Source organism: Mycobacteroides sp. LB1, from assembly GCF_013449725.1.
Lineage (GTDB): Bacteria > Actinomycetota > Actinomycetes > Mycobacteriales > Mycobacteriaceae > Mycobacterium.
Genome location: NZ_JACCFF010000004.1, coordinates 169,806 through 194,653, shown reverse-complemented (window position 1 = coordinate 194,653; position 24,848 = coordinate 169,806). Strand labels below are relative to the sequence as shown.

At 63.5% G+C, this 24,848-nt stretch carries 27 protein-coding genes, 4 tRNA genes and 1 pseudogene; 15 read left to right on the top strand and 17 right to left on the bottom strand.

Annotated elements, in window-relative coordinates; translation table 11 throughout:
• Positions 1-161 precede the first annotated feature (161 nt).
• The 7 genes from MLB1_RS17170 (at position 162) to MLB1_RS17140 (ending at position 5,813) form a co-directional block, all read left to right on the top strand.
• A complete protein-coding gene (locus MLB1_RS17170) occupies positions 162-1,127 on the top strand; it encodes an ABC transporter substrate-binding protein (protein ID WP_180751049.1) in 966 nt (321 codons plus the stop codon).
• Between the two features lie 120 nt (positions 1,128-1,247).
• Positions 1,248-1,703 (top strand): OB-fold domain-containing protein, encoded by a 456-nt coding sequence (locus tag MLB1_RS17165; RefSeq protein ID WP_180751048.1) that lies wholly within the window; start codon positions 1,248-1,250, stop codon positions 1,701-1,703.
• The gene (locus tag MLB1_RS17160) at positions 1,700-2,176 is read left to right on the top strand and encodes an OB-fold domain-containing protein (protein ID WP_180751047.1); all 477 of its coding nucleotides are present in this window, start codon (positions 1,700-1,702) and stop codon (positions 2,174-2,176) included. Before MLB1_RS17165 ends, MLB1_RS17160 begins: the two co-directional genes overlap by 4 nt.
• A complete protein-coding gene (locus MLB1_RS17155; RefSeq protein ID WP_180751046.1) occupies positions 2,169-3,239 on the top strand; it encodes a lipid-transfer protein in 1,071 nt (356 codons plus the stop codon). Before MLB1_RS17160 ends, MLB1_RS17155 begins: the two co-directional genes overlap by 8 nt.
• Positions 3,236-4,390, top strand: coding sequence for a thiolase domain-containing protein (locus MLB1_RS17150; RefSeq protein ID WP_180751045.1), 1,155 nt, complete (start codon positions 3,236-3,238; stop codon positions 4,388-4,390). Before MLB1_RS17155 ends, MLB1_RS17150 begins: the two co-directional genes overlap by 4 nt.
• Positions 4,387-5,169 carry an enoyl-CoA hydratase-related protein gene (locus MLB1_RS17145; protein WP_180751044.1) on the top strand — a complete coding sequence of 261 codons (783 nt, stop codon included), beginning with the start codon at positions 4,387-4,389 and terminating at the stop codon, positions 5,167-5,169. The genes MLB1_RS17150 and MLB1_RS17145 overlap by 4 nt, the downstream gene beginning before the upstream one ends.
• Positions 5,169-5,813 carry a TetR/AcrR family transcriptional regulator gene (locus MLB1_RS17140; protein ID WP_180751043.1) on the top strand — a complete coding sequence of 215 codons (645 nt, stop codon included), beginning with the start codon at positions 5,169-5,171 and terminating at the stop codon, positions 5,811-5,813. The genes MLB1_RS17145 and MLB1_RS17140 overlap by 1 nt, the downstream gene beginning before the upstream one ends.
• 10 nt (positions 5,814-5,823) lie before the next feature.
• Here MLB1_RS17140 and MLB1_RS17135 read toward each other — a convergent pair whose 3' ends face one another.
• From MLB1_RS17135 to MLB1_RS17115, 5 genes are all read right to left on the bottom strand, one after another.
• Entirely contained in the window at positions 5,824-6,636 is an 813-nt protein-coding gene (locus tag MLB1_RS17135) for an enoyl-CoA hydratase/isomerase family protein (protein ID WP_180751042.1), read from the bottom strand.
• Positions 6,633-7,403, bottom strand: a complete 771-nt coding sequence (locus MLB1_RS17130; protein WP_180751041.1) for an SDR family oxidoreductase — start codon at positions 7,401-7,403, stop codon at positions 6,633-6,635. The genes MLB1_RS17135 and MLB1_RS17130 overlap by 4 nt, the downstream gene beginning before the upstream one ends.
• A 7-nt stretch (positions 7,404-7,410) precedes the next feature.
• Entirely contained in the window at positions 7,411-7,986 is a 576-nt protein-coding gene (locus tag MLB1_RS17125) for a TetR/AcrR family transcriptional regulator (protein ID WP_180751040.1), read from the bottom strand.
• Between the two features lie 70 nt (positions 7,987-8,056).
• Positions 8,057-8,494 carry an SRPBCC family protein gene (locus MLB1_RS17120; protein WP_180751039.1) on the bottom strand — a complete coding sequence of 146 codons (438 nt, stop codon included), beginning with the start codon at positions 8,492-8,494 and terminating at the stop codon, positions 8,057-8,059.
• Between the two features lie 28 nt (positions 8,495-8,522).
• Positions 8,523-9,266 (bottom strand): SDR family oxidoreductase, encoded by a 744-nt coding sequence (locus MLB1_RS17115; RefSeq protein ID WP_180751038.1) that lies wholly within the window; start codon positions 9,264-9,266, stop codon positions 8,523-8,525.
• Positions 9,267-9,372: 106 nt separating this feature from the next.
• On the opposite strand from MLB1_RS17115, the gene MLB1_RS17110 reads away from it, so the two are divergent.
• The 3 genes and pseudogenes from MLB1_RS17110 (at position 9,373) to MLB1_RS17100 (ending at position 12,144) form a co-directional block, all read left to right on the top strand.
• Positions 9,373-10,263 (top strand): alpha/beta hydrolase, encoded by an 891-nt coding sequence (locus MLB1_RS17110; protein ID WP_180751037.1) that lies wholly within the window; start codon positions 9,373-9,375, stop codon positions 10,261-10,263.
• 98 nt (positions 10,264-10,361) lie between these two features.
• A pseudogene (locus MLB1_RS17105) lies at positions 10,362-10,529 on the top strand (VOC family protein); the annotation flags it as partial.
• 121 nt (positions 10,530-10,650) lie between these two features.
• Positions 10,651-12,144 (top strand): PPE domain-containing protein, encoded by a 1,494-nt coding sequence (locus MLB1_RS17100; protein WP_180751036.1) that lies wholly within the window; start codon positions 10,651-10,653, stop codon positions 12,142-12,144.
• Between the two features lie 134 nt (positions 12,145-12,278).
• On the opposite strand, the gene MLB1_RS17095 is transcribed toward MLB1_RS17100, so the two are convergent.
• The 8 genes from MLB1_RS17095 to MLB1_RS17060 all read right to left on the bottom strand — a co-directional run bounded on the left by MLB1_RS17095 (position 12,279) and on the right by MLB1_RS17060 (position 17,835).
• On the bottom strand, positions 12,279-13,052 hold the full coding sequence (locus MLB1_RS17095) for a DUF695 domain-containing protein (RefSeq protein WP_180751035.1): 774 nt from the start codon (positions 13,050-13,052) through the stop codon (positions 12,279-12,281).
• A gap of 15 nt (positions 13,053-13,067) precedes the next feature.
• Positions 13,068-13,355, bottom strand: a complete 288-nt coding sequence (locus tag MLB1_RS17090; protein WP_180751034.1) for a hypothetical protein — start codon at positions 13,353-13,355, stop codon at positions 13,068-13,070.
• A gap of 255 nt (positions 13,356-13,610) precedes the next feature.
• Positions 13,611-14,006 (bottom strand): ankyrin repeat domain-containing protein, encoded by a 396-nt coding sequence (locus tag MLB1_RS17085; RefSeq protein ID WP_180751033.1) that lies wholly within the window; start codon positions 14,004-14,006, stop codon positions 13,611-13,613.
• Positions 14,007-14,021: 15 nt separating this feature from the next.
• The gene (locus MLB1_RS17080; RefSeq protein ID WP_180751032.1) at positions 14,022-16,610 is read right to left on the bottom strand and encodes a polymorphic toxin-type HINT domain-containing protein; all 2,589 of its coding nucleotides are present in this window, start codon (positions 16,608-16,610) and stop codon (positions 14,022-14,024) included.
• A gap of 500 nt (positions 16,611-17,110) precedes the next feature.
• On the bottom strand, positions 17,111-17,344 hold the full coding sequence (locus MLB1_RS17075) for a hypothetical protein (protein WP_180751031.1): 234 nt from the start codon (positions 17,342-17,344) through the stop codon (positions 17,111-17,113).
• Positions 17,345-17,533: 189 nt separating this feature from the next.
• Positions 17,534-17,610 (bottom strand) — tRNA-Phe (locus MLB1_RS17070).
• A 46-nt stretch (positions 17,611-17,656) separates the two neighbouring features.
• Positions 17,657-17,733, bottom strand: a tRNA-Asp gene (locus MLB1_RS17065).
• Positions 17,734-17,762: 29 nt separating this feature from the next.
• A tRNA-Glu gene (locus tag MLB1_RS17060) sits at positions 17,763-17,835 on the bottom strand.
• Positions 17,836-17,973: 138 nt separating this feature from the next.
• Here MLB1_RS17060 and MLB1_RS17055 point away from each other — a divergent pair.
• Positions 17,974-18,049 (top strand) — tRNA-Lys (locus MLB1_RS17055).
• Between the two features lie 71 nt (positions 18,050-18,120).
• A complete protein-coding gene (locus MLB1_RS17050) occupies positions 18,121-19,407 on the top strand; it encodes an MFS transporter (RefSeq protein ID WP_180751030.1) in 1,287 nt (428 codons plus the stop codon).
• 65 nt (positions 19,408-19,472) lie between these two features.
• On the opposite strand, the gene MLB1_RS17045 is transcribed toward MLB1_RS17050, so the two are convergent.
• Entirely contained in the window at positions 19,473-20,168 is a 696-nt protein-coding gene (locus tag MLB1_RS17045) for an alpha/beta hydrolase (protein WP_180751029.1), read from the bottom strand.
• Positions 20,169-20,279: 111 nt separating this feature from the next.
• On the opposite strand from MLB1_RS17045, the gene MLB1_RS17040 reads away from it, so the two are divergent.
• Positions 20,280-21,242 (top strand): AraC family transcriptional regulator, encoded by a 963-nt coding sequence (locus tag MLB1_RS17040; RefSeq protein ID WP_180751028.1) that lies wholly within the window; start codon positions 20,280-20,282, stop codon positions 21,240-21,242.
• Between the two features lie 7 nt (positions 21,243-21,249).
• On the opposite strand, the gene MLB1_RS17035 is transcribed toward MLB1_RS17040, so the two are convergent.
• Complete coding sequence (locus MLB1_RS17035) at positions 21,250-22,152, bottom strand: DMT family transporter (protein WP_180751027.1); 903 nt, start codon at positions 22,150-22,152, stop codon at positions 21,250-21,252.
• A 51-nt stretch (positions 22,153-22,203) separates the two neighbouring features.
• The gene (locus MLB1_RS17030; RefSeq protein WP_180751026.1) at positions 22,204-22,668 is read right to left on the bottom strand and encodes a DUF2269 family protein; all 465 of its coding nucleotides are present in this window, start codon (positions 22,666-22,668) and stop codon (positions 22,204-22,206) included.
• Positions 22,669-22,770: 102 nt separating this feature from the next.
• Here MLB1_RS17030 and MLB1_RS17025 point away from each other — a divergent pair, with 102 nt between their 5' ends.
• Positions 22,771-23,268 carry a DUF1772 domain-containing protein gene (locus MLB1_RS17025; RefSeq protein ID WP_180751025.1) on the top strand — a complete coding sequence of 166 codons (498 nt, stop codon included), beginning with the start codon at positions 22,771-22,773 and terminating at the stop codon, positions 23,266-23,268.
• A 40-nt stretch (positions 23,269-23,308) separates the two neighbouring features.
• Positions 23,309-24,157 carry an SDR family NAD(P)-dependent oxidoreductase gene (locus tag MLB1_RS17020; protein WP_180751024.1) on the top strand — a complete coding sequence of 283 codons (849 nt, stop codon included), beginning with the start codon at positions 23,309-23,311 and terminating at the stop codon, positions 24,155-24,157.
• Between the two features lie 9 nt (positions 24,158-24,166).
• Here the strand turns inward: MLB1_RS17020 and MLB1_RS17015 are convergent, their stop codons facing one another.
• A complete protein-coding gene (locus MLB1_RS17015) occupies positions 24,167-24,841 on the bottom strand; it encodes a GAP family protein (protein ID WP_180751023.1) in 675 nt (224 codons plus the stop codon).
• Positions 24,842-24,848 lie beyond the last annotated feature (7 nt).

The window sequence follows — 24,848 nt, the reverse complement described above, 5'->3', positions numbered from 1 at the left end:
CCCGAACATGCGTCAATGGCAACGTCTGGTCAGCGATATCCCTCCTGGTGACGTTCCTGCAGGTGGTGGGCGTGCAACCCTATGGGCAGCCGTTCGATTCACCCCGAGCCGATTTGGGTCACTTTGGCTTATCGCCGCTGGCCGGTGGTACTTTGCTCGACATGGCAACAGCCGGATGGCGCGTGATTGCCGCGCTCCTGACGCTGCTGGCGCTCGCCGGTTGTTCCTCCGACCACAGTGCGGCACCTGCGCCCACGCCGCCCCAGACTGCCGACGGTTTCCCCCTGAGCATTCCGCACAGGTATGGCAATACGGTCGTGCCGTGGCGGCCCGACCGCGTCGTCACCCTGGGCTGGAACGACCAGGACATCGCTCAGGCGTTGGGCACCAGGCCTGTCGGCATCCGGTCCACACTGCCGGAATATCCCACCTATCCCTGGGTCCGACCCGAGGTCGCGAACCCTCCCATCGTCTCGGGCACCGACCTGGATTTCGATGCCATCGCCGCTGCAAAACCCCATCTCATCCTGGCCACCGGTGCCGATATCGACAGACCCACCTACGACAGACTCGCCAAGATCGCACCGACCGTCGTCTCGGAGAATCGCCTCGACCGATCCGAAACACCTTGGTATACCCAGCTCTTTACTATCGGGCGAGCACTGGGCAAGTCCGATCAGGCACGCGAGCGATCCGAAGAGGTCGGGACCCGTTACAACCAGATACGCAGGGGACACCAGCACTGGGTCAACCGCACGGCCGTGGTCGATTGGATGGCCGACGGGCAAGGCACCTTCCTGGTGGGCTTCCGAGATCCACGCCGGGCGGTACTCGACGGTCTGGGGTTCCTGAGCCAGAAGTACTCCGGCCCGGTGCCCGACGACGAGCTGAAAACCAAGGCGGACGAGGACCTCTTGGTGGTGGTGGGGGCTACCGAAGAGCAGGCCAAGTCCCTGGGTGCGCTTGCCAACCTGCGTAACGTCATCGAGGGGCGCGCCATCTACATCCCGGCGAACAGCCCGGTGGTGAGTGCAATGCGGCTCGGCGGGCCATTCGCCCGGATCTATGCCCTCGAACAACTGACACCCCAGCTCGAAGCGGCGTTGAAACCAACTCCCCCGCGATAACCGGCTATTGGGTTCAGATCCCACCAGTCGCGCTGACGTAAACCTGTGGCCCCCGTCACGCCCGTGTTACGGTCCTATCTCTCGATTCAATCAACTGATGGAACCCGCTCGGGGAGGCTTGTGACCGACCAAACCGCCGAATCCCTCCGCGCTCCGTACACCATCGAGTTCGGATTCGAACGCACCGTCGGCCCCAAAATCGGCGTCTTCCTCGGCGGCCTTCGTGACGCCCGACTGTTCGGAGTGCGCACCGCCGCTGGCCAGGTACTGTGCCCGGTACTCGAATTCGACCCAGCGGACGCCAGCGCCACCGGCGAACTGGTGGAGCTTGAACCGAAGGGCGTTGTCCTGCAATGGACCTGGGTAGCACGACGGCCGGTCGACGAACTCGACACGGATTTCGCGTGGGCACTCATCCGCATCGACGGAACCGCCAACGCGATGTTCCACGCCGTCGATGTCGCGGGGTTACCCGAGACGATGAGGAACGGGCTGACGGTTACTCCACGCTGGCGCCCCGACCGCGTCGGCGCCATCACCGATATCGTCTGCTTCGAGCCGGTGGGTGAGCGATGACCGCGTTACCCGAACCGGTCACCTCGATCGCCAGTCCATTTCATATGGACTACACGTACGTTGCGGGAACCGGCCGTTCGGTGTTCCTGCGCGGATTAGCACAGCGGCAGCTGCTGGCACGCACATGCCCCGGCTGTGAACGCGCGTATTGTCCTGCACCCCAATTCTGTTCGCGATGCCTGACCGAGCTGGGCGAACCGTACCCGCTCGTGGGAACGGGCACGGTAGAAACCTTCTGCATCGTCAGCTTCCCCTTCCCGGGCCAGGTGTTCACCCCGCCCTACGCGGTGGCACATATCCAGTTGCACGGCTCCGACACCAGGCTCATGCACATGATCGGCGACACCGAACCCGACCAGGTTCACATCGGGATGACGGTCGAGCCGGCCTGGGTGGCCGACGAGGATCTCGGTGCCACCATGCAAAGCATCCGCTACTTTCGCCCGGTATCCAACGAGGCCACCCGTGCGTGACGTAGCCGTGGTTTCATTTGCTCAATCACCTTGTACCGCAGCAAATCTGCGCGACGATATGGCCGAGATCCTGCTCCCGGTTGTCCGCGAGGCCCTGGAGCAGGTCGAGCTGCGCCGCGCGGATATCGACTTCTATACATCAGGCAGCCACGACTTCTTCGAGGGGCGCACCTTCGCGTACATCGAGTCTCTCGACGCCGTCGGCGCCTGGCCGCCGATATCAGAATCTCATGTCGAAATGGACGCAGCCTGGGCATGTTACGAGGCGTGGGCGTGGCTCCAACTAGGCCATGGCGATATCGCGCTCGTGTACGGCATCGGCCGTGGGGCCCTGCCCACAGACCTCGACCAAGTGGCTCCCTCCGCACTGGACCCCTACTACCTAACTCCCCTGCATCCGCACCGGCATGCGATGGCCGGGCTACAGGCGGCGGCGGCCATCGAGGCCGGTATCACCACGGAGTACGAGATGGCCGATGTGGTGAACCAATCGTTGACCGACGCGCTGTCAAATCCCTTTGCTCTCAAGGCGGGCGCTCCGGGAATCGAGACGCTGCTGGAGGCGCCGTACATCGCCTCACCACTGCGCGCACACGATGCCGCACCGATCGGTGATGGCGCAGCGGTGCTGATCCTGGCCGCCGGTGACGTGGCGCGTCGCCTAACCCGGCGGCCGGCGTGGATCCGGGCGATCGATCACCGGATGGACACGCACTACCCGGGTTCGCGAGACCTCGCGGTGCTCGATTCGGCACGCATAGCCGGCGAAAAGGCGGCCGCCATGGCCGGTTTCGGAGCCTCAAGTGTGGAAGTGGTTGAACTACACACCGAATACAGCTACGCGGAACCGTTACTCACCAAAACCTTTGGCATCGACAACGCACTCGTCAACCCATCGGGAGGGCCACTGGCCGGCGCTCCCGCCACCGCGACCGGTTTGATCCGCATCGGCGAATCGGCCCGCGCCATTCATCAGGGGCGCGCCACCCGCGCGCTTGCTCACGCCACCAACGGGCCTGCGCTACAGCAGAATTTGGTCTGCCTGATGGATGCAAGCGCATGAGCTCCGGTGTCGCCGTGGTCGGGGTTGGACAGAGCAAGCAAGCCAAGAAGCGCGAGGTGACCATCGCGGCACTGGTCCGCGAGGCGGTGGACGGTGCGCTGGCCGACGCCGAACTGACGTTCGCGGATATCGACGCGATCGTGCTCGCCAAGACCCCCGACCTCTTTGACGGGGTGATGAATCCCGAGCTGTACCTCGCCGATGCGATGGGCGCGCGCGGCCTCCCGGTCACGCGGGTCTTCACCGGCGGCAGCGTGGGAGGCCACGCAGCCATCTATGCCGCCCATCTGGTGCAGGCGGGGCTCGCCGAGCGGGTGCTGGTAGTCGCGTATTCCAAAGAGTCCGAGGGCAATTTCACTTGGGCACTGTCGCGGCCGCTACCGTTCAGCGCCCAGTTGGGCGCCGGTGCGGGTGCGCATTTCGCACCGGTCATCCGCGAGTACATCCGCCGCTCGGGCGCACCGGAGCACATCGGCTGGCAGGTGGCCGTGAACCACCGCCTCAACGCCACTCGAAACCCTTACGCGCATATCCATAAACCCGATATCACCGTCGAGGAGGTACGCAACTCCCCGATGCTCTGGGACCCCATCCGATTTCTGGAATCCTGTCCGTCATCCGATGGCTCGTGTGCCGTCGTAGTGTCCTCCGAGCTGTACGCGACACACGCCGCCAGTCCACCCGCCTGGATTCATGGAACCGGATGGCGTACCGAAACCGGACATTTCGCGGGACGCGATGAAGTGAATCCACGCGCCGGACAGGAATGCGCCGCCGATGCGTATCGCGAGGCCGGGATCACCGACCCCACCACCGAGGTCGACGTGTCCGAGCTCTACATCCCGTACAGCTGGTATGAGCCCATGTGGATGGAGAACATCGGGCTGGCACCGGAGAAATCTGGTTGGCGCGCAGTCGACGAGGGCCACACCGCATTCGGGGGCAGGCATCCGATCAACCCGTCCGGTGGTGTGCTCTCCGGTAACCCCACCGGCGCGACGGGGTTGCTCCGGTTCGCCGAGGCGGCGTTGCAGGTACGTGGGTTGGCCGGGGAACATCAGGTGGACGGCGCCAGACGCGCGATCGGCCACGCCATGGGTGGCGCATCGCAGTTTCACGCCCTGTGGGTGGTGGGAAGCGAGAAGCCATGACGGAAGTGCGAGAACTTCTCGTCGAGCGTGACGGTCCGATCGTCACCTTGACCATGAACCGTCCGCATCGGCGAAATGCACTGTCCACCAGCATGGTCGGGCAGTTCGCCGATGCGTGGGACGAGATCGATGGCGATGACGCCATTCGGGTCGCCATCCTCACGGGCGCCGGTACCGCCTATTGCGTGGGTGGCGATCTGAGTGATGGCTGGATGGTCCGCGACGGCTCGGCGCCGCTCGATCCCGCCGCCATCGGCAAGGGCCTGCTGCTCACCCATAGCCTGACCAAACCGCTCATCGCGGCGGTCAACGGCGCGTGCCTCGGAGGCGGCTGTGAGATGTTGCAGCAGACCGATATTCGAGTTGCCGACGAGAACGCAACATTCGGCCTTCCGGAGGTACAGCGCGGACTGGTACCAGGCGCCGGGTCCATGGTCCGACTCAAGCGGCAGATTCCCTACACCAAGGCCGTCGAGATGATTCTCACCGGAGAGCCGCTGACCGCCCAGGAGGCCTACCATTTCGGTCTCGTGGGACACGTGGTGCCGGCAGGCACCGCGTTGGACAAGGCCCGCAGCATCGCCGAACGCGTGGTCCGCAACGGTCCGCTAGCCGTACGCAACGCCAAGGAGGCGATCGTGCGCAGCGGTTGGATCGCCGAGGACGACGCCCGCGCCATCGAGGCACGGCTTACCCGACAGGTAATCACCTCGGCGGATGCCCGCGAGGGGTTGACCGCTTTCCGCGAGAAACGAGAGGCACGGTTCACCGGGCAATAATGACCAATACATCGATCGAGCCATCCAGGGCCACAAACGATTCCACCGACCAGAGGTTGCTCAGCGCCGCCGAGCAGCTCTTCGCCGAACGCGGCGTGGACGCGGTATCGCTACGCGCCATCATGGGGGCAGCCGGCACCAATGTGGCGTCCGTGCACTATCACTTCGGATCCAAGGAGCGTCTCATCGAGGCGCTCCTGGACAAGTACCTACACCAGATCGAGACGCGCCGGTTCGCGTTACTCGATACCGCGGAGGACGCCGGGACCCTGCGCTCCATAGCTGAGGCAATCGTCATGCCGCTCGCCGAGATCGGCGAAGATGGCGGCACCGCATGGCTTTCCACACTCGGGAAGCTCCTCATCAGTGGACATCCCGCGCTCATCGCAATGGGAGCGAGTTTCCAGCCACAGGCCGCGCGGCTACAGGAGCTCATCTTGCGGCTGCGCCCGCAGGCACAGCTGCCTGCGATCCGGTTCGGGGTCACCCACGCGGTCACGCTGACCTGTGTGGTGCTCGGAGATACCGCACATACGAATCGTCTGATGTCTTTGAGTGGAACCTATCTGGACGAGGGGCAGATGCGCGCACAGCTCATCGACATGGTGACGGCGATCCTGGCCGGACCGCCAAATGCGGGCTAACTGCACCCGCCTACTTGGTCCCCTCCCGGAACGCGTCAAAGGACCGGCGTAGTTCCCCGGTGGCGGTGCACATCACCTGGGTTCTGTTCTCCAGGTCGAGTGCGTGACGCAGGCTCGGCGCGTCGACCGTCTGCCACATAGTCTCCTTGGTCATCCATACCGCCAAGGGGGAATGCGCGGCGATCTCTCCCGCCTTCGCCAGTGCCGCATCGAGTAGGTCATCGGCAGGGACCACATCGAAGACCAAGCCGATTCGTTGGGCCTCTTGCGCGTCGAACACCCGGCCTGTCAACATCAGCTCGGCAGCGCGGGCCGCACCCACCAGACGCGGCAGGTGATAGCTGGTGCCCATATCGCAGTTGGACACCCCATGGCGAATGAACACGGCGCCGAAAGATGCTTCCGGACAAGCGAACCGGATGTCGCAAGCGAGCGTCAACGCGAAACCGCCACCGACTGCGTGCCCGTTTACGGCAGCGATCACCGGCTGACGCATCCGGTGAATCCGTTCGAACAGTGAGGCCATCAGCTCCTGGGCAGCGAGCGTGCGCACCACCTCAGAATCAGCGGCGCCGAGCAACGCGGCAGTTGAAGTGACATCGGTATTGGTGAAATCGCTCGGTAGCGACTTCAGATCGGCACCAGCACAAAAGGATGCGCCGACCGCGGTGAGGACGACCACGCGGACCGCGGGGTCGCCATCGGCCTTCTGGACCACGGAGTGTAGCTCGGCCACCGTCTGCGGATCGAGCGCATTGCGACGCTCTGGACGATCAATGGTGACGATCAGGATTCCGTTGTCTCGATGCTCGGTACGGATCATCGGGCCACCAACCCACCGTCGGCGATGATGGTCTGGCCGGTGATGTAACTACCCGCTTCGGATGTCAAAAGCAGTGCGGTGCCCACCATTTCGTCTGGGAGTCCGAGCCGTTTGAGGTGATTGGCGTTGGCCATTCGTTCCACTTCGGCGGGCGCGGTCTTGCGCACCATGTCGGTATCGATGGCGCCGGGGGCGAGAGCGTTCACACGCACACCCCGCGAGGCGAGCTCGGCCGCCGCCGACCGGGTATACGAGACGAGGGCAGCCTTGGCGGCCGAGTACATGGAGACACCCTGCCCAAACATGAAGGCGCCCACCGACACCACGTTGAGCACCGCCGCATGCCTGCTGGCCACCAGATGCGGGAGTGCGGCCTGCACGAGGAACACCGGTCCACGCAGATTCACGCCGAACGACTTATCCCACCCGTCGACCGTGAAGGCACCGACCGGCTCGGTGAGGGCATTGGCGGCGTTGTTCACCACGATGTCGATACCGCCGAACTCCGCGACGGTGGCCTGTACCAAGTGCTCCAGGGACTCGATATCGCCGGTGTGTGTGGGGACACCCAGCGCCCGTCCACCCAGCGCGCGCAGATGCGCGACCGTCTCGTCGCATGCTTCCGATTTACGGCTTGCCACAACGACATTAGCGCCCGCGCAGATGTATCCCTCGGCAATCGAGCGTCCGATCCCGCGGGTTCCTCCAGTCACGATGGCGGTGCGCCCGGTGAGGTTGAACAGGGTTGCGAATGTTTCTCGGTTCATGCTTCTCCTAACAACGGATGGCGGCGTGGATCACGCCAAGAATCTGTTCGACGAGCGCATCGTCGGCCGTACCACGAAGGACGCCGTGGTAAACCGCCATGCCCACGATGGCGTCGAAAAGTGCGTCGGGCCCAGGCTGGGCGGCGCACCGCCCGGCGGTGACGGCCTCGGCGTGTGCCTCCCGGAATTCCTCACGCAGCGGTGTTTCGCTGCGCTCCACAAGGCCCGCGTACTGACTTGGTTCTCGGTAGTACTCGACCAAGAGTCCCGGCATCGCCGCACGGGTGGCCGGATCGGCGAAGTACTCGACCACGGCGCGCACCAAAATGGGTAGATATTCATGGAATTCGGCACGATCGGCCAAGGCCACAGGCCAGGGACGGTCGGCGATCGCACTCTCCACCATGTCGGCCTGGGTGGGCCAGCGCCGATAGATTGTGGGTGCACCAATTCCGGCGGCCCGCGCCACCGCAGGGATGGTTGTGCCTTGATAGCCCTCGGCGGCGAGCATCTGGCGCACCGTCTCGCGCACCGCGTCGTCCTTATCGGGATCGCGGGGGCGTCCGCCCTGGCGTTTATCCACTATCCGACCGTCCCACTAGTTTCGATATTTGAAATAACGATACTAGGGTGACGCACCGGAAAGAAAGGCCCTACCGATAGGTGGCGAGAACCTGCTTGCGGAGCCCATCGGTCGCGGTTTCCATAGCGCCCTTGATGGCCCGCTTCAGCAGGAAGCCGGGAAGCGGGATCAGCGGGTCGACACTCAGCTCGAACGTCACGTGCGTCTTGTCACCCTTGGGTGTGAACGTGTACTTGCCGTCCTGCCGGCGCTGCTGACTGGCCTTCACCAGCGTCCAGCTGACGGTATGGGGTCCCCACGTATAGGCGACGGTTTGTTCGTCGGTGATACCCGCCGTCTTCACCTTCATCTTCACCTCGTGGGGACGGCCATCCGCCCCGGTCGAGAGAACTTCCGAACTCTGGTGTGCCGAGGACCATTTCGGCAGCACCTCAAAATCGGCGATGACATCCATGATCTGCTCGGGCGTCGCTTCGATGACGATTTCCCGGGTATCGCTAGTGGCCATGGATCCGACCCTAGCGACCGAACACCTACTAGACGGTGAAGCCCCCGTCGATGTTGATCGCGGCGCCGGTGATGTACCACGCTTCGTCGGAGGCCAGGTAGCTCACCAGACTCGCGATATCGCGCGGCTGGCCGTAGCGTCCGACAGCGATGTCGGGGCGCAGTACCTCGGCCAGCGCACCGTCCTCGGGGTTCATATCGGTGGCCACCGGACCGGGCTGAACTGTGTTGATGGTGATCCCGCGAGGCCCGAGCTCGCGCGCCAACCCACGGGTGAGACCGGCGACGGCGGCCTTCGACATCGCATACAGCGACATATCCGGCGTAGGTGAACGGTCACCGCCGATACTTCCGATGCTGATGATCCTGCCGCCCTCGTGCAGGTGCGGGGAAGCGGCCTTGATGGCGGCAAATACGGCGCGCACGTTGACCGCGACAATGCCGTCGAAATCTTCGAGGGTGGCGGTCTCGAGATCACCAAATGTGGCAATCCCGGCATTGTTGACCAGGATATCTAGTCCCCCAAGGTATTCGACCGCCTCGTCGATTGCTCCAGCCACTTGGCCCGGCTCGGACACGTCGACCTGGATGGCTTTTGCGCGACGGCCCACCTCCTCGACGTCGGCGACCACATCAGCCGCCTGCTGAGACGAGCTGGAAAAGGTGAGGACCACATCGGCGCCGTCGGTAGCGAGCCTGCGCACTATGCCCGCGCCGATTCCGCGCGCTCCACCGGTGACGAATGCGCGGCACCCCTTGAGTGGTTGAGTCATGTCGATCCTTCCGTCGGTACGCAGGAGTCAAGCGGGCGAGGGGTCTTAAACATTCCCAACTCCGGAATCGCCCACGGCGCGCCGCTGGTCCCGGCATACTCGCTATGTGTCGTCCCCTGACATTCATCCGGATCTCCGCCTGGCCGCCAAGGTATTTCCGCAACAGGTCGGCCTTCCTAGAAACCTCTCCAGGCTGCGTGCCCTTATCCGCGTCTCCGGCCTCCTCCCCGTGCCGGGGGTGCGGACCATGGCGGTGAACGACGATGTGAACGTTCGCGTGCACGTGCCCAAAAATCTCATCGAGCCGTCCCCGGCCCTGTTGTGGATTCACGGCGGCGGCTATGTGATGGGCGCAGCGCGGCAGGACGACTCCTTCTGCCACAAGGTGATGCGAGAGACCGGATTCCCGGTCGTGTCCGTCGACTACCGGCTGGCGCCCGAATATCCCTACCCCGCACCCCTCGAAGACTGCTATGCGGCGCTGCGCTGGTTGTCCGTGCAGGGGTGGATCGATCCGACGCGAATCGCCATCGGCGGTGCCAGTGCGGGCGGTGGACTGACGGCGTCGCTCGCCTTCCTGGCACGTGACCGCGGTGAGGTGGCTCCGGCGTCGCAGCTGTTGGTCTATCCGATGATCGATGACCGCACGACGGCTCGCACCGACATCGATCAGACCAATCTTCGGTTGTGGAGCACCGAGAGCAACCGATTCGGCTGGGATTCCTATCTCGACGGCGCGGACCGCGATATCGCCGTGCCGGGTCGTCGGACGGATCTGGCGGGACTGGCACCGGCATGGTTGGGCATCGGGACGGCGGATCTGTTCCACGACGAGGACCTCGCGTATGCCTGCCGCCTGCAGGCGGCAGGCGTGCCATGCGAGCTGGAGGTGGTACCGGGCGCCTTCCACGGTTTCGACAGGCTCGTGCCGTGGGCAGGAGTGTCGAAGGACTTTGTGGCCAAGGCCTGCCGGAACCTGCAGGACGCGCTGGTCTGATCGCGTCCCGGGCAGTCCCCGCAGAAAGCAGGTTTAGTTCATGGCATGCCGCATCAGCGAGCTCGTGCTTGAGTGTCGTGCGCCTGAGATGTTGGCCCGACGTCAACGCCACCGACCGCGATCAGGACGCCGAGCTCGAACGGCTTCTGAAGCTCGGCGCGCGCACGGCAGACGTCGGCCAGACGGGGCACGAGCAGTGGCACGTCCTGGCCGACCCCGAAGGCAATGAGTTCTGCCTGCTCAAGGCCCGCCTCAACCCACTCTGAGATTCGAATCGCGGCGCCTGTTCGGAGTCGGTGAATCTCGACCTCCCCTACGACCTCGTCCCAGGCGCCGATCCTGTGTGCGAGGTACTGAAAACCTGTGAGATCCCTGCCGCTAATGTAAATGAAGATCGTTTTCATTATCATTAACGGAGGGTGCAGCGTGGCAATTCCGGTGTGGATGGCGTCGCCGCCAGAGGTGCATTCAGCGTTACTCAGCGGCGGCCCGGGCCCAGGGCCTCTGCTTGCGGCCGCCGCTGAATGGTCGTCGTTGGGCGCAAACTACACCGCGGCCGCCGATGAGCTCCGCGCGATCTTGGCTGCGACACATGCGGGAGCATGGCAGGGCCCCAGCGCGGAAACATATGTGGCCGCACACGTCCCATACCTGGCATGGCTGACTCGGGTTGGCATCGAAAGCAATGCCAGGGCGGTTCAACACGAGATCTCGGCCAGCGCCTATGGCGCTGCATTGGCGATGATGCCCACTCTCGCTGAATTGGCCGCCAACCACGCCACCCACGCGGCACTGGTGGCCACAAACTTCTTCGGGATCAATACCATTCCCATCGTCGCCATCGAGGCCGATTACATCCGCATGTGGGTGCAAGCGGCCACCACGATGGCGAGCTACCAAGGCGCCTCCGAGGTGGCGATGTCGTCCACACCACACTCGACACCGGCACCGTCGATCTTGAACGGTCATGATCACGATCACGACGACGGCCACGGTCACGGTGACCTAGACCCCACCGACCCGGAGTGGTGGCTGGATGTCGCCGGTGAGATGGGTGAGCATTTCAAGCTGCTGCTGAACAACCTGCTGACGGATCCGGCCGCACTGTTGACCAATCTGCCGATGGTGCTGGCCGATGTGACCTTTCATGCCGCCCAGTTGGCTTCGACAATCGGCCAGTTCGCCCCGGCGCTGATCCAGCCCGCCTTGGCGCTGGCGGTCGCCAACCTGGGATGGGCGGCCGGATTCGCAGGGCTGGCCGGTGTCCAGCCTTCCCCCGAAGCTCTTGCCGCGGAACCAAGTCCCGCCGAGCCGGCCCCCACGGTGGCGCCCCCCGGGACGGCCCCGACTACCAGCCCATCCTCAGCACCGGCTCCCGCGCCAGCTTCGGGTAACGCCCCTGCGCCCACTGCCCCCAGTCCTGCGCCATCACCCTCCCCTCCGCCACCCGTCGGCGACCCGGGCTTCTCATTCCCCTATGCCGTCGGTGGCGGGCCACGTATCGGTGCGGGATCGGTGATCGGAAGCCATGCGCGCACACGGGCGAGTTCAGCCGCGCGGACGTCGGCATCAGAGCAGGCCGCTACGGCCGCGACGGCTGCGGCACGGCAGACGCGCCGCCGTCGCGATCGCGCCAAGCAGAAGGATCACGCCTTCGAATACATGGACTTGGATGCCACCCCTGCGTCGGATTCTGGCGCAGGTTCCGACTCCACCTCGGCGTCACACCGGGGTGCCGGACCCATGGGTTTCACCGGAACATCGTCCAGAACGGCCACGACGGCAACAGGATTGACGACGCTGGGCCGCGACGAGTTCAGCAATGGAGCTCGGGCGCCGATGATTCCGAATACCTGGAATCCCGATCGCGCCGACGATTAGGTCGGGCAAGGCGACGTAGTGACCACAACCTCGCCGCCCGTGACTTGAGCGAGAAGTCGGATCGAATCAGCAGCTGCGAGCGCATCTGTCGTATCTGAAACCCCGCGATGCCGCCGAGGCAAAAATCATCCGAACTACTCTAGGGCGGAGGCGGTTTCGGCGCTGGATGCTATGGAGGTGCCCCAGCCGTCGTAAATAATCCCCTGTTGCCGCGCTAGTTCTCGATGTAGTCGGGTTTCGTCATATAGCTCATCAAGCGTCATGTGCTTATGCGCTTCAAGGCACATCCTGCCCGGTTCCCTATCGTCCGTACTCATGTCGTCGGCGCTGTACTGACGTTGACGAAGTACTTGCGATGTCTCCGCGAGCTGGACAAGTGTTCCGTAGAAAAAGAAATCGATTACCCGGCACTCTGAGGGGTCGACACCACTCTTGACTATGTGGTCGACGGTCTGGCGATCCTCCAGGTACTCCAGTGTCTCTGTTGTCGGCCTAACGTACTCGTCATAGAAACTCCAGTCGGGCAATTCAAAAACGTCAATAACATAGGTGTCATGCTCGGATAACCATTGACCTACAGGTGGACCAAATTCTTCCCAGGTAGCGACGCCAAAGATAAGTTCGCGGACCCCAGAGTGCGTGACGCGCGCAACGAGGCGACACACCGCGCCATCCTGTGCTAAACGACTGACCAGGGCGTCCTGCATGTCGTACAGCACTTCAGCCTCAGGCTCAACCGGCTCCCCGCTCGGGCCTGGGTTCTTGATATCTATTTTAATCAAAGCGCAATATGGTAAATCATCTGAAAGATCGTACTTGGCAGCCTCGAAATCGAAGGCAATCACCTCACATGAATTCTCATCGCTCCGCGTATAGATATCCCACGATCCGTACAGAATTTGACTCATTCTACTGAGCCGCTACTACGAGAATCTGATTTGTCGGGGCTCAACCTCAGGGCCGCCCGCTCGGATAAGTGCTCTCGCGGGGCCGGGTGAGAGCTGGCGAGCGATTGGTTCGATCGCCTTCCAGAGCGCATCGCAGCTGTCTCCGTACAGATAGACGGTGGCAGTGCCGTTGCCGACCTCGTTGCCATCTACCTCCCCAAGCTCGTTGGGGGAAATAGCTTGCGCCAGTTGGTCTTCTGTCTCGAATATAAATTCGAGTGATGGCTCGATGTCCCATTCGATAATCACTGCTTGTTCGGTCAAAAGAACGCCAGCCTTCCCGTATTTCCTCGTTTCACCGAGAAACGTCCTGACTTACGGCGCATATTAGTACCGACTTGTCCGAGAACGTTTGACGCGGTTACCTTTTCCGTTGCCCTTGTTGTTCTTCTTGCTCCTGTTGCTCTTGGAGTGCGAACCTCCGCTGCCGTCATGGTGAGCCGTGGCGCTGCCGGAGTTGCCGCTGGTTTGTTGTTGCCTGCGGCGCTTCCGTTCTGATGGGAGGGACAAGCGGGACAGTTACGACTTGGCGAATCGTGTTGCGGCGGCTTCGAGCACCGGGATGAGGTTTTCGGTGCCCTGCACCTGGTGGGCGAGGCTGATCGGGGAGTGCCCATAGTTGTTCTCGATCGTAGGGTTCGCGCCGTACTCCAAGAGCAGGGTCACCAGCGCCAGGGCGTTCGGGTGATCGCCCACGCTTCGCCGTAACGGTGTGTTCCCCCACTTGTCTTGCGGGTCCACAGTCGCGCCCGCTTCCAGTAGCGCTTTGGCAGCGCCAGGGTTCCAGCTTGTGCAGGCGAAATGGAGCGGGGTCAGGCCCTGGCCGTCTGCCTCGTTGACATCAAGGCCATCGGCAATCAGTTCGCGTGTACGCTCCTCGCTCCAGGTCTCGTAGTGCAGATCTGTTCGCGCCATGGAGCTCTCCTTCTTCTAGTGCCGCCCGGTCCTGGACCGCTTAGCGCGGTTGCCCTTGCCGTTGCCCTTCTTACTACCACCGTTGGATTTGGAGTGTGAACCGCCGCCACTGCCGTCATGGTGACTGGTACTTCCAGTGTTGCTACTGGGCTTGTTCCCGGATGCGGCGTTGCCGTTCTGGTGTGCCCCGTCAACGGCTTTGGCGCGTTGGCCGTTAGTGACGGCCTGGCCGCGGACGGCCTGGGTGCCGCGCTGCTGCGCCGGGCCAGTGGGGCGTTGCGGCAGCGGATCAAGCCCTGCCCGCCGACGCGCGGTCGGGTCCTGCGCCAGCTTGGGATTAGTTTGAATATTCTCCCGCGCCCAGCCCTGGTACTCCTTGTACATCTCGTCGGCGCTGCGAGGATTCTCGAACTGATGCCCGCGGTTGGGTGTCGGGTGCTGTAGCTGGTAGTGGCCGGAGACGTTCGACCATTCCATTTTCTCGCGGCGGGACAACCCGTACTGGGTGACCATCTCGTTGGTGGTCTTCTCTTCATACCTGGGTAAATGCCCGTTGTCAGGGGTGCCCTCGATCCGCTGAGCAGTATCCGGGTCACGCGGGGTGCCATCGGCATCCCGGAGTGTGTGGTTGTCCTTGATGTCCTGTTTGGTCGGTTTACGCAGCGGCACCCGTGAGGTCAAATCCTTGGACAGCCGTTCATCGCCCTTGGCTGGCGGCAGGGGCCAGGAGTGTTCACCGCCCGGCACTACTTGATCGGGCTTCGGGCCGGGGATCTGCGGTGGTGTGCAGTTGTGGACGAGGACGTTGCCTGCGGTAGTGGCCAGGTGGAAGGTGTGGGTGTTCTCGACGGTCAGATCCCACATATCGGCCGTGCCGGGCACCACACGGGTGCCGACGACCTGGGCAGGTGCGCCCTCGGCGGTGGTAAGGCGGTCACCCGATTGCAGGTTCCCGGCATCTGTCCATCCCCGTGCAGGAGTGCCTGCCGCCGTCTTGACGACCAGCGGTGCGGCACCACCGGGAGCGGAAGCGTTGTTGCGGTAGAAGGGGTGTCCGGCAGTGGTGTGCACCATCGTCACTTGACCGTCAGCACCAGCGATAGTCAGGTCGAGCAGGTCCGTGTCGTGGTTGACCCATACACCCGAAACCTGCTGCGGTGCAGTGATTCCAGCAACCGGATCCGTAGCTATGACCTGATCGCCAACAGTGATGGTGCTGATCGGTTTGGTGCTGCCATCGGCCAGCACAACAAGGGTTTCAGGGGTGAAAGACTGTCCAGGGCAAGCGATATCGCGGCCAGTCGGCGGCGCGTTGGGGGCCTTGGGCCCTTCGGCCGGGTTGACAGTGGGTGCCTTGCCCGTAGCGGCAACCTCGTCGGCAAGTTGAGGTTTGGGGGTGGGCACGACAGCTTTGGCGGCGTCGTCGGCCTTGGAGGTGAGTTTGGGTACCGCCTTTTGGGCGAGGTTTTCGACGCCCTCTTTGGCGACTGTGCCGAGTTCCTGCAGGCCCTTCTTGGTGATGCCGCCCGGACCGATATAGGTGGCGGCCTCGGTCACCATGCCTGCGGCTTGGAGCCATTTGTTGTCGGGATTCGCTTCGGCAGCTTTGTTGACCAGCCCAGATACGCCGCTGGTGATCAGCCCGGCACCGAAACCAGAACCCACCCCGGAGGCCACCAGTGCTGTGCCGCCGACGATCTGGGCGAATTCCAGCGGGTTCTCCTTGACGTAGGTGGCCCCGGCCTTGATCCCCGACCAGGCTTGAGAGGCCAGCTGCGCGTTGGCCGCCGCGAAACTCTTGACTGCGGGGGCGGCGACCTCGACAACCTTGTTCACCAGCTGCTCACCGCTGCTGACCACAGCTGAGACCGCGTTCTTGGCTGCGGTGATCGGGTTGGGGATATCGATACCGAATGGGTCGGCATACACCGGCCACGCCGTGCCCCCGTCCGGGGAGATCACCTGCGATAACAAATACAGATCAGGGCGTAGTTGTTGGGTGACGTACGCCGAGGGGACCAATGCACCCCTGCTGTCGCGGACCTCCGAGGGCGCGAACAACAACAGCGTCTCCGCCTGGGAGCTGGCGTTGTTGACCGAGAGAAAACCATTGCTGTGCGCGAGCATCACTGTGTCGGCGGGGGTGCGCACGAACATCGTGACGGTGCGCGTCTTCTCAGGCCCAGAGATGCGGGTGACCATGCGTGAGCCGATTGCGGTGTTCTCGGCCAGCACGTCGTACCCCGCCCCTGCGTCGGGGTACACCACCTGCCCGGCAGCGGTGACTTGACCCGAAGCAAGACCACCTGGTGGCACCAGCTGAACAGTGCGTCCATCGGCGGTCGGCAGATCCCAGCCTGCCGCCGTATCCATCGGGATGCCCGCGGCGCGCTGCGCCGAAGGCAACACCGCATCCCCAGCCAACTCCGGGCCGAGCTCCGAGGCTCCGAACGCCTTCGCTGCCCCTAGCCCGAACTGCTCAGCCGCCGACACCACCGGAAGCGCCGCCGAAGGCTGCACCATCGACAACGGCACTGCCACCGCCGCCAGCACCGCCAGCGCCTTCACGACCGATGGCAATCTTTTGGAGCGGTCCACCGGCATCGTCAGGGAACTACCTTTCGGATGACCCTGGGTCCGCGAACGGCGGCACGACCACACACCTATTAGCTTGCCAGAATCACTGGCAGAAGCGTGATTATCGGGACCAATTTCGGACATAGCAAGCAAGGTACACCCAGTAGCCGACAAGTAAAAGACGAGGACATAGCCAATATTTGATCTTGTGACTCAGCCGTCCAGGGAATACGAACCTGTTGAAGTAGCGAGTCTCGTAAACTTCGCCCAATAGACGCAGCTCAGAGGAGAGCGACCACACCTGCGGCCACCACAGGGAAACCTTGACGTAACCCACAAGCAAACAAATCCAGATGAAAAACTGTCGGCGCGGGTCTGGATCAGACCGCGCTCATCGCCAGTTGGATCCAGCGCTGACCGTCACAGCTCAGCTCAGGTACCGAAGACCGCCGCACATTCGCGCGATCGGTGAGTCCGGACGAACGAGATGAGCCGTCCACGTATCACTGAAGACTTCGAGTGCCCGGTCAGTCAGTCGATTGGAACGACTGAGGGGAGATCTCTGTGACGTCCCCGGCCGTTTGGTCGGCACTGAACGTCTCGCACGCCTCGTATTCGGACATGCCGAAGGTCTTCTCCACCACAGGCCAAAGGCCGTGGATCGCGATCACCAACGCGCCGTCCTCATTCAGGTATGCTGCGCTGTACCAGCGACTCCCACCGTCGCCGGCGCGGTCCTCGAATACATGCCGCCCGGGCATCGGCTTCCCCTTCTCGCCAGGTGACGAAAGGCGCGCGAAGTAGGGGTAGTCGAAGTGAACCGGAACATGACATGCCCGGTGCCCCCTTCAAGAAGCACCGGAAGAGCCAGGAATCTGACGTGTCATATCTGGCCCATCGGGACCTGTCCCGAGATACGAGAAAAGCCCGCTGTCACCAGCGGGCTCTCATGGTGGCCAGGGCCGGGATCGAACCGGCGACCTTCCGCTTTTCAGGCGGACGCTCGTACCAACTGAGCTACCTGGCCGGACGGCACGTCCACGGGTAAAACCCGCAATACTGCCTCGCCGTACTGGCGACCCTGACGGGACTCGAACCCGCGACCTCCGCCGTGACAGGGCGGCGCGCTAACCAACTGCGCCACAGGGCCTTACTCTGCTCCCAGTATGACTGGTTGCGTACCCCCAACGGGATTCGAACCCGTGCTACCGCCGTGAAAGGGCGGCGTCCTAGGCCACTAGACGATGGGGGCCCAATCCGAATCTCTCCGGGGTACCCACAACGCTGTCGCGTTGGGAGCTCGCCCAGCTTAGGGCACAACCTCCCCAGATCCCAAACCGGATTACCTCGGTGCTTGCCCACCAGCGCAACCAGTATTCTGTCTCGGCACGCCCCTATAGCTCAGTTGGTAGAGCTACGGACTTTTAATCCGCAGGTCCCAGGTTCGAGCCCTGGTGGGGGCACCAGCGTCGCCCGATTGCGATCAGAGGGAGCAGGAGCCTTATCAGGCCCTCGCCCGCCTCATACCGTTCCGAAAATGACGTCGACGGCCGAGGACACCACCCAGACACCAGCGCCCCAATCCCGCCCCGTGACGTTCAGGCAGGCGTTCTTCGTCGCCGTAACGGCGGGACTGGGCTACGGCTTCGACTCGTATGCGGTGAACATCTACGGCCTGGTGCTGCCCGAGATCAAGAAGACCCTGCACATCACCGAGGCCCAAGCCGGATACATCGGATCGATTTTCCTGTTCGGATACACCATCGGCACCATCGGATTCGGCCTCGCCGCCGATCGGTGGGGGCGCAAGACGACACTCGGGGCCTCAATCCTGTTGTACGGCATCACGACTGCACTCGCCGGTCTCACCACGAATATCGCGGCCTTCACGGGGTTGCGATTCCTGACGGGCATCGGCGGCGCCGGCGAACTCGCGGTCGGTGCGCCCTACACGGCCGAGGTGTGGCCTGCCAAGACCCGCGCCATAGGCGTTGGGGGCGTGATCTTCTCGCTCTTCTCGCTGGGCTACGTCCTGGCCGCCGGAGTTGCCCTGGTATTGGTTCCGCGTTTCGGTTGGCAGGCGGCATTTGTCGTCGCGATCATCCCCGCGGTCGTGCTTTTCCTTGTCCGGCAAGGCATCAAAGAATCGCACCGCTACGTAAACACACAGGCCAAAGTCGAACGCGGTGCCGCCAAGCCCAAGCTGCGGCATCTTCCCGGCGTGCGGCGGCGCCTCATCGTCGGCTGGCTCGTCTACACCGCCAACGCGGTCGGCTACTGGGGCATGACGCTCTTCCTGACCACCTACATCGTCAAGAAGTTCCACGCCACCTCGATCGACGCGATCCGCTATGCCCTGGTCTTCTTCCTGCTGCAAGCCGTGTTCGTGTTCATCGGCACCGCGCTGGCTGACTGGATCGGGCGGCGCCCCTCGGCCATTCTCGCCGCCGTCATCGAAATTGCCTCTACCGCACTAGGAGCCACCGCGGACTCTCTTCCGGAGTATCTGGTGTTCGGCGCCATCTCGATCGCAACGCTCGGCTGGCTCTGGGGTGTCGGCGATACGTATGTCGCCGAGCTGTTCCCTACCGTGTTGCGCGGGACCGGCTTCGGTATCGCGGTCGGCGGCGGCCGCGTTGTCTCGATCGCTGCGCCAGCGGTAGTGGGCTGGGCCATAACGCATTACGGAGTTCAGACTCCCTATCTGGCGCTCAGCGGGCTCTGGATCTTGACGATAATCGGGTATCTCCTCGGCCCCGAAACCAAGGGCAAGGAGCTCGAAGATCTTGCCGATGATGCCGTTACCGGAGACTCGGCCACCTAGCCCGCGACGGCCTCGCAAGTGGGGCACCAGCAGCAGCTGCCGATGCCCCACCCGCCTAATGGCTACTAGCCGGCGACTTCCTCAGCCGCCTCGGAAATGAGATCGGCGATGGCAACGGGTTGGGACGCCAGAGAAGCGTGGCTGGCATCCAGCTCGATGATCTTGCGGGGGTTTATCCGCTGCGCCATCCGTCGTTCGTTCTCGGGGTTGATCATGTGGTCTTGTGTGGATACCTGATACCAGGACGGCTTGACCTTCCACGCGGGTGCGGTAATGGCATCACCGAAAGTCGATGCCAGCGGCGCCTTCTGAGTGACGGCCATGACGAGCGCCGCATCCTCGGGCAGATCCTGGGCGAAGCTCTCGCGGAACTTGTCCTGCTTGATCCACAGGTAGCCATCGCTGTCGGGGGCCAGATTGGCCGCCGCGGCCGGGGGCAGCTGCTCGGTCAGCTGACCGGGGCTCTCACCCGCATCGGGGGCGAATGCCGCTACATAGACCAGGCCTACCACGTTCGGGAGGTCGCCGGCCTCGGTGATCACCGCACCGCCGTACGAGTGCCCGACAAGGAGCACAGGCCCGTCGATCTGCTCCACCATCTGCCGCGTGCGGGCAGCGTCATCAGCCAGTGACGTCAACGGGTTCTCGACCGCATAAAGCTCCCCGTAGCCACGCTTATGCAGCTCGACGATCACGTTCCCCCAATGCGCGGCGCCACCCCAGAATCCGTGGACCAGGACGATGGCCGGTTTGCTGGACATATCTGCCTCTCATTCGATGTTGGCCTACCTCAACCCCGGCACGCCCGCCGTGGACGGCACTGTTGACTTACCGGGTCTCCACCAACATATTTGGACTATGGAGCAAGTGGTATGACCGATCATCCTGAATATTTTGCCGATCGGCCAGAATCGCACAGCTGGTTCTCAGACTCGCCAGATATCGACGCGTTCTCCGGCGTCCTATCCGCCATCGGGTTGAGAGGCGAAGCCGTGATGCGTTGCTCTTCCGAGCCGCCGTTCGATATCGCCCTCTCTTCAAGCGATCGCGTACTCCACATCGCAGAGACCCCCGGGCTCCGCGTGTATATCGACGGAGATCTCGAGCACACCCTCGGAGCCGGAGACATGGTGCTCCTCGCGCGCGGTACCGCACACCGCCTTGCCAAGGGCGAGCCCAGCTGTGTACGAAGCCTGTCCGCGAGGGACGGGCACGTCAGCGTGCGGGACACCCAGACCGCAACCCGTTGGGTCAGTGGGCGGTTCACCGCGGAAAAGACAGCCGCCGACCCGCTCCTGTCGGTCCTGCCGCCGGCCATCGTCGTTCGGACCGATCAGCCCGGCCATGAATGGCTATCGCTGTCTCTTCAGCTCGTACTGGCCGAGGTCGTCACACCCAGCCCTGGCTCATGGGTGATGCTGTCACGGATCCTGGACCTCCTGTTCATCCATGCGCTGCGGGAGTGGTCGACATCCGATCGCGCCGAACCCGGCTGGCTCACCGCGGCCATGGACCCGCGCTTGGCCCCCGTGCTCACCGCGATACACAAAAATCTCGAGAACCCCTGGTCCATCGCAGAGCTCGCCAAGCACGCGCAGCAGTCACGCTCGGCCTTCACACAGCGGTTCACTGCGCTGCTGGGACAGCCGCCCGCCAGTTACATCACCGAGCGACGGCTCGATCGGGCGGCGCATCTCCTGCGCTTCAACACCGAGGCGGTAAGCCAGGTCGGCAGAGCCGTCGGTTACACCTCCGACGCCGCCTTCAGCCGGGCGTTCCAGCGCCGATTTGGCGAGCCTCCATTGCGTTGGCGCATGCGACACCGTCCCAGATGACCTCGTGTCAGCGACTGCCCTTGCGGCTCAGCACAATTCCGGCGATCACAATCGCCCCGCCCAGTGGTTCGTGCCAGCCGATGCGCTCGCCTAACAGCAACGCGCCCAGCAACACCCCGATTACCGGGGTCAGGTAGGTGACCGAGGACGCTGCGGTGGCGCCCCATCCATTGATGATGCGGGTATTCCAGACATAGGCCAATCCCGTCCCCAGCACCCCAAGTGCCAGCATGCTCAGCACCACCACGGGAGTCGCGTCCATCCGGTGGTGGTCGGCGAGCGCTACCACGACGGTCATCAGCACCGCCCCCACACCCACCTGGATTCCGGCGACCATCAGCGCGGGTAGGCCCAGCGGCGTGACGTACTTGCGCATATAGACGAAACCGATTCCGTAGCTGAAAGTCGCCCCCAAACAAGCGAACTGAGCGAGCACCGGGCCCCCATGACCGATCAATTGCCAAGGAGCCAGCACCACGCACACACCCAGGAACCCGAGAGCCAATCCGAGCAGCTGCATCCTGCCGGGCCGCTCGGCGCGCAAGGCGGCCAGTGTCACCAGAGTGGTCATCAACGGGGTTGCCGCGTTATAGATACTCGCCAGCCCAGAGTCGATGGTCTGCTCGGCCCACGGATACAGCACGAACGGGATGACGCACAGCGTCAGCGAGACGACGGCGATATGCCCCCACACCTTGGCCTGGCGCGGCAGGGGAACTCGCAGCAGCAGAACCAGGGAAACGAGAGTGAGGGCACCGAAATCAAGGCGTGCGGCCGCTACCTGCAGCGCCGACAACCCTTGCAGACCGATCTTGATGAACAGGAAGCTCGCACCCCACACCAGAGCCAAGGCCGCGAACTGAAGGGGAAGCCACCGGCTGCTGGTCGGGGCGATGGTCACGGTGTTCACCCAACGATTCCACAGGACCACCGGCCGTGGGCGCTAGCGGTTTTCCGCCGTCTAGGCTCCGGTGCTGGACCCCGGCCGCACAATCATCAGCACGGTGACGACGGCCCACAGCAAGTTGAAGATGCCCGTAAACATCGCCAGGCGCGAGAACACCTGGGTTTCGAGCGATTCCCCATCACCCAACTTGACCAATACCCGCTGCTGCCGCGGCAGCACCACGAACACCAACGCCGCCGCTGCCAGACCCGTGAGCACCAGCGATGCGATCAGCCAGGGACTACCCAACACCCCCATGAGATCGGCGAGCGGTAGGCCGAACATCGGAATCGCGATGCCCACCACCGCGTACACCCGGCAGACCCGATGCAATGTGCGCAGGCTGCCCAACTCTCCACCAACCTCCGGCGCGGTGGCCGCCCGACGTGCAAACGCCGGAAACATACTGGCCGCCACGGCGATTGGACCTACCGCGAGAATCACGGCCAGCACGTGGATAGACAGCAATACCTTGGTCACGCGCAGACCGTATCGGTCCCAGCGCTACGCCGAAAGGCCGCTGCTGGCCATATTTCGACGACTTTTGGCCGTATCGGGCCCCGATCTTGGGAGTATGTGCCGATGGGCCGTCGATTGCTGATGTACTTCACCGTGTTCGGGATCGCGATGTGGTTCTTCGGAAACCTGTACGAGGCCATCGTGATCGGACCGAATATCGCCGGCGACACCAAGGAGCAGCTGAAGGCCTTTCAGCAGTTCACCGAGGTGACAAATCCGGTGTACTACTACATCCCGCTCACCCAGATCGCCGCCATTACCCTGATCGTGTGGTTCGTGCGCACCCCTCGCAGAGCCCCCGAGAAACTCTCACTGTTCCTGGCCTGCCTCGCCGAGATCGCAGCCGTGGTCCTGTCCGTCTACGTCATCGTCAAACTCAATACAACGCTCTTCTTCGGCGCTCTGGGCGAAACCCCCAGTGAGCTACATCAGCTCGCGCTGCAATGGAACATACTCAACCTCGTCCGCGTGGTCCTCACCGCCATCGCCCTACTGTTCGCAATGAGAGCCCTGCGGCTTATCTGGCAGACCTCCGGTCGACACCCGGCCACCACCGTGTGAGACTTCCCCCTGTTCCGGACGTCTCGACGAGGAGATCAGCATGCCCAAGACGATTGTCATCACCGGCGCGAACGCCGGAATCGGCCTGGCCACGGCGCAGCGGCTGGCCACCGATGGGCACACCATCGTCATGGCCTGCCGCAATCAGCAGAAGGCCGGGGCAGCGCGCGATCAAATCCTGGCCGCAACGCCCGGCGCCAAGGTCGACATCATGTCGCTGGATCTGTCCTCTTTCGAGCACATCCACCGTTTCTCCGGTGAGCTGGCCGCACAGCACCCCCAGGTCGACGTGTTGATCAACAATGCCGGCGCCTCACCGATGCGCCAGTCCAGAACCGAGGACGGATTCGAGCTGCAGTGGGGGGCCAACTATCTGGGCCCCTTCCTGCTGACGCACCTGCTGCTTCCGCAGCTGCAGGCCGCGCGAACCGGCGATGCCCGCGTCATACACCTGGCCTCCGTCGCTCACAGCGTAGGCAGGATCAACGAAAAAACCTGGCGCGGAAGGCGTTTCTACTTCACCTTCTCTGCCTATGCGCAGTCGAAGATGGGCAATCTCATGTTCAGCAATGCGCTTGCCCGCCGCCTCCCCGATGGGGTCACCTCGAACGCGCTACACCCCGGCAACGTCAGATCCGACATCTGGCGTGAGATACCGCAGCCCATCCGGCCGCTGGTGATGCTGGCGCTGATCACACCGGAGCGGCCCAGTCAGCTGATCACCGACATGGCGGTGGCCGAGGAGCACCGCGGGCGCAATGGGGACTACCTCTCCGCGCAAAAGCCAAGCCCGGTACGGCGCTACACGAGAAATCAAGCGGCGCAAGATGACCTGTATGCCAAGAGCTGCGAGCTCGTCGGTATCGAGCCGCTGCCGGTGCACGGCTAGCAGAACTTCTCACTTCAAAGCGTGAATTCCGTTGTACAGCACCATCACACCGATCACGACCAGGATTGCCGCCATCAATGCCGCGTTGTTCTTCTCCATCCAATCCTTGAGCCGACCCATTGTGTCGTCGAGGCGGTGCCCCGCGGCCGCATAAGCCAGTATCGGGACGGCCACTGTCGATGCGGCGAGAGCGACGAAGAACGCCGCGGCCGTCCAGCGATCTGCGACACCAAGCCCGCTGGCGCCGATCGCCAATCCCGCAGGAACGGAAATGAACAGGACATCGGGACGTACCACCACCAAAGCCGTCCCCGTTATCGCCGCCCGCGCCGGGCCGATCGTGGAAAACGATCGCATCCAGCCGGGCGACTCGGTATGACGATGCCGGGTCAGCCACCGGAAAACACCGAACAGGATAAGCGCCGATCCGAGGACCACGCGCACCCAAGAGGCCCAGTTCGGCACCGACCGGTGTAGCCCGCCTAGTAGGCCGGTGGCCGCCACACAAAGCGCCGTGAGTGCGGCCAGGCCCAACAGCCAGCCGGCGAGGAAGGCAAGACCGCTTGGCCGCGGCCGCGGCGCCTGCAAGACCAGCACCGCCGGGATGACCGTGATCGGTGAGAGCGCGATAACCAGCCCGAGCGGAACAAGCCCGGTTAGGACAGAGCCCCAACTTCCTGCCATGAGCAGC